This is a genomic window from Cupriavidus sp. GW823-FHT07B10 (assembly GCF_058794355.1).
Map to the genome: position 1 here is coordinate 62272 of NZ_JBXAGS010000028.1, position 3994 is coordinate 66265.

A 3994-nucleotide genomic window follows, 5' to 3' on the forward strand; every position below is an offset into this window, starting at 1 on the left:
CGCCTCGGTGCCAATCGCCAACCGTTCCACGGTAGGCCGGTGCCAGGTGCGGATCGAAGACCTTCCCAAGTTGGGACGGTCCGGGGCGGCAAGCCGACCTTTCCCAATGACGGCGGCACCGGCAGGCCAACCGTCCCAAGTTGGGACGCCTCGGCGCCAATCGCCGATCGTTCCACGAGAGGCCGGTGCCTGGTGCGGCTCGAAGATCTTCCCAAGTTGGGACGGTCCGGGGCGGCAAGCCGACCTTTCCCAAGGACGGTGGGCGCCTGCTTCCCGACCGTCCCAAGTTGGGACGCCTCAGTGCCAATCGCCGATCGTTCCACGAGAGGCCGGTGCCTGGTGCGGCTCGAAGATCTTCCCAAGTTGGGACGCTCCGGGGCGGGAAGCCGACCTTTCCCAAGGACGGCGGCACCGGCAGGCCAACCGTCCAAGTTGGGACGCCTCGGTGCCAATCGCCAACCGTTCCACGGGAGGCCGGTGCCTGGTGCGGCTCGAAGATCTTCCCAAGTTGGGACGCTCCGGGGCGGCAAGCCGACGTTTCCCAAGGACGGCGGCACCGGCAGGCCAACCGTCCCAAGTTGGGACGCCTCAGTGCCAATCGCCGATCGTTCCACGGGAGGCCGGTGCGAGGTGCGGCTCGAAGACCTTCCCAAATTGGGACGGGCCGGCGCGTAAAGCCCACCTGCCAGGACGGCACCATCTGTAGGCCGACCGTCCCAAGTTGGGACGCTTCAGCGCCATTCGCAGACCTCGTTTCCGTAGGACGGTCCAGGCACGGCTCGCCGACACTCCTAAGGCCGGCTGGTACGCCGCACATCAAGGAGTTGCTGCTCTGGCGCCGCATCCCGCTGCGTATCGCCGACGGCGAGCCGCCTCTGTTCTCAGAGGGAGGCCTGTCCTGCGGACGAAGGACAGGTCAAGGGTATGTTTGAGCGCGTGCGGGCAGCAGGCCACACTGATGCCGGGTGCGGCCAAGACGGGGAAGAGAGAAGAATTTCGGTGCAGCACCGCAAGCTGCAACAATTCTTGCTCCAATGAGCAGGCGAAGGAGTCGCCAATGCTTGGAGGCAACGGCGCTTGTCTACGTCGTCAAGACAGGGCCTATTCGACTGACGGCACCGAAGAATCCTGCAAGCGCGTGCGAATGCGCAACTCAGATGGCCTGGCCCTACTGTGCGAGTGCTTGGACATCGGGCCTGATACGGGTATGTCATTCGAAAAAGCCCGCTACACGGTGCCCGGAGTCTTCCCGGCCAACGCGCGCGCCACGTCTTCCAGCGCCTCGTGGGTGTACCGCCGCGTAGTGTTGATGTCGCGATGTCGCAGGGCGCGCTGCACGTCGGTCACCGGCACTCCAGCGCGGAGCAAGTGCGTAGCATGCGTATGCCGCAGCCAATGCGTCGACGCGGCACGCAGTCTAGCCGCCTGTTCGCCCTGGTGTGCTAGCTCCAGCCGGTCAGCCGCTTCGGCAAAGGCCGCGCGCACGACCGCGTAGATCCCTTGGCGCGTACGGAGTGGCCGCCCCAGCTTTGCTAGTAGCTCAACCGGTTCCGCTATCGGCGCGGCACGCAGACGCCCGCCCCCCATTGCCGGGATGACTGCGATGCTGTCGGTCGCGCGCGGCTCGGGGGGCAGTCCCACTAGCCGGCGGAAGCGCGCCAGTTCGTCCATAGCGTTGTCACACGGCACTAACTGGTCGTCGCCCCCCTTCGCCTGCCGGATACGCACAGTCCAAAACGTGCGTGTCCGGCCCCACTGGAGTTCAAAGTCTGCCCAAGTCAGCGCGGCGACCTCCGAGGCGCGGAGCCCGGTCTGGACCAGCAGCGCAAGCAATAAGCGGTCGCGTGCCTTGTGCAGCTCCGCCCACAACGTCGGCCCCGGGCGATTCTCAATCGCATCGAATACCGCGGCGACCTGCTCCAGTTCGAGGAAGCGCCGCTGCGAGCCCGGGCCGGTAACAGCACGAGCGCGCGGAACCATGACAAACGGATTAACTCGTAACGCTCCGACCCGTACCAGCCAGTCAAACAAGATGCCCACGATAACTGCGCTCTGGCGCCGCGACGCCTCGGAGAGCGGGCCGCGCAGCGGCCGCCAGCCCGGGCTAGCCCGGCGCGCTCGACCGTCACCGACGGTGTGTGCCGGCGGGTCACGTAGGAAGGCAAGGTAGCCGCTGGCATGCGCGACCTGCCAGGTAGCCAGTCGCCGGTCGATCGCGTGCGCGTACCAAAGCAATCGGTGCGCCTCGAGCTCGTACTGACTTCGCGTGTTGGCGCGCAGACCGAGACCCGCGGCAGACTTCGCCTCAAGCCAGGCGTGCACTAGTTGGGCGTCGGAGAGCCCTGCTGGCAGCACCGGGCTAGCCAGCGCGTTCGACGGAAGCGCCGGGGTATCCACCGGCAGCATGGGCAGGGCAGGCGGGGCTGTCGTCATAGCGGGCCAAGGCGGCAGTGGGGCGGCTGGCACGGTCACTCGAGAGGGCGTGCCAGCGCAATGCGAAGCATTATACCCAGCACAGCTATTCAATTACCATTATTCGGATAATGGTAAGTAACGCCGCAGATGGACCGGAGCGAGCCACCGAAGGCGGCTGGACCATCGGCGGGGGCAGAGCATCCCCTGGTTGGACGCGGCCGCTGCGGCCAACGCCGCGCTGCGGAACGCATTCGTCGCAAATGGCATCGTGACTCGGGCAGGGATTGACGGCCGTTCTCGCAACCGGATTCTGCGCGGGCCGCCGCAGAGGCTATTAGGCGGCTGGCGCCCAGTTGAGGGTAGGGGGCAGCCGGTGCTCCGTCGCGACTTTCCGCCGGCTCAGCAGGCCACTTGGCCACGGTAAGTTACTGATTCTTAACAAATTTTGTGGGCCCCGCGGCATTACCGGCTGAAAATGTGTAGCAAAATGCAATGCCGATAATTAATACGGCGGCGAGGTCGCTCGCGCATAGTTTCCCAGACATGGCGGGGTAGGCGGGCCCTTCATTCATCGCGCTGACTTGTATGGTCGACAGCGGTGAATCGCCATTTAGTACTGGCACGTTGTGCCGTGATCGGATGACGGACCGATGAAAAACATCGACGTCGGCCGCCAGTGGCAACCGCGGCCACTGCACTTGCGCCGCCAGCCGGGCGTCGACCGGCTCCGGTGCCATGTACAGGTTGTGCTGCGCTCGCGGCTTGTTTCGACACGTGGCCTGGGGCGAAACCGAGCGATGGCAAGCAACGTCGAGGGCGCGAGGTAGATACGCGTTGAAACATGAATCGCTCATGTTTATACTTGTATCAACATTGTTTGGAGGTCTCATGCCAAAAAGCGCAACTCTGACGATTCAAAAGTGGGGCAACAGCTTGGCTGTTCGTATCCCCACTGCGGTGGCTCGCTCTGCACATTTCGCCGAGGGTCAGGAAGTGGAGGTATCTGTCGATGAGATTGGCGTAACTGTTCGACCAGTTGGTCGTCGTGCCCTCACGCTGGCGGAAAAACTTGCTCTGTTTGACCCCATCAAGCACAGCGGCGAAGCCATGGCCGCGCGGAGTGTCGGCGTGGAGGCCATGTAATGGCGGGCAAGCTATGGGCGCCTGAACGACGCGACATTATTTGGATCGACTGCAACCCGCAAGCCGGCCGCGAGATGAAGGATATGCATCCGATGCTTGTTCTTTCACCGCGGCCGTTTAACGAACGGACTAGTATCGTAATTGGCTTGCCGATGACTACGGCAGCCTACAACGAGACCAATCCGTTTGCGATCAAGTTTCAGGGACCGAAGGGAAAGGACAGCTACGTCCTGGCCCATCAACCTAAGTCGTTTGACTGGCGAGCCAGAAACGCAAGGGCTCACCCTTGGAAGCAAGCGTCCTTGGAAGTTTTTGCTGCCGCTTGCGAGCAGCTAAACCAGATTATCGTTATCGCAGAGTGGAGGTGACCCGATTTTTTGGACAGCGCCTATCTTGAACCGAAGGAGGTGCCCACCATGTCCAAACATCACATGCC

At 63.3% G+C, this 3994-nt stretch carries 4 protein-coding genes; 2 read left to right on the forward strand and 2 right to left on the reverse strand.

Going from position 1 to position 3994, the window contains the following annotated elements:
* Nucleotides 1-1227 precede the first annotated feature (1227 nt).
* The gene (locus AC1Q6V_RS33080; RefSeq protein WP_284494980.1) at nucleotides 1228-2433 is read right to left on the reverse strand and encodes a tyrosine-type recombinase/integrase; all 1206 of its coding nucleotides are present in this window, start codon (nucleotides 2431-2433) and stop codon (nucleotides 1228-1230) included.
* Between the two features lie 407 nt (nucleotides 2434-2840).
* Nucleotides 2841-3152, reverse strand: coding sequence for a hypothetical protein (locus AC1Q6V_RS33085; RefSeq protein ID WP_492363708.1), 312 nt, complete (start codon nucleotides 3150-3152; stop codon nucleotides 2841-2843).
* A 151-nt stretch (nucleotides 3153-3303) separates the two neighbouring features.
* Here AC1Q6V_RS33085 and AC1Q6V_RS33090 point away from each other — a divergent pair, with 151 nt between their 5' ends.
* Nucleotides 3304-3558, forward strand: a complete 255-nt coding sequence (locus tag AC1Q6V_RS33090) for an AbrB/MazE/SpoVT family DNA-binding domain-containing protein (protein ID WP_284494978.1) — start codon at nucleotides 3304-3306, stop codon at nucleotides 3556-3558.
* Nucleotides 3558-3926, forward strand: coding sequence for a type II toxin-antitoxin system PemK/MazF family toxin (locus AC1Q6V_RS33095; protein ID WP_284494977.1), 369 nt, complete (start codon nucleotides 3558-3560; stop codon nucleotides 3924-3926). The genes AC1Q6V_RS33090 and AC1Q6V_RS33095 overlap by 1 nt, the downstream gene beginning before the upstream one ends.
* Nucleotides 3927-3994: the final 68 nt, after the last annotated feature.

Bases quoted from the DNA above. Each gene is read 5' to 3' on its own strand.
- AC1Q6V_RS33085 (WP_492363708.1), bottom strand. From the start codon at position 3,152: ATGGCACCGGAGCCGGTCGACGCCCGGCTGGCGGCGCAAGTGCAGTGG.
- AC1Q6V_RS33090 (WP_284494978.1), top strand. From the start codon at position 3,304: ATGCCAAAAAGCGCAACTCTGACGATTCAAAAGTGGGGCAACAGCTTG.
- AC1Q6V_RS33080 (WP_284494980.1), bottom strand. From the start codon at position 2,433: ATGACGACAGCCCCGCCTGCCCTGCCCATGCTGCCGGTGGATACCCCG.
- AC1Q6V_RS33095 (WP_284494977.1), top strand. From the start codon at position 3,558: ATGGCGGGCAAGCTATGGGCGCCTGAACGACGCGACATTATTTGGATC.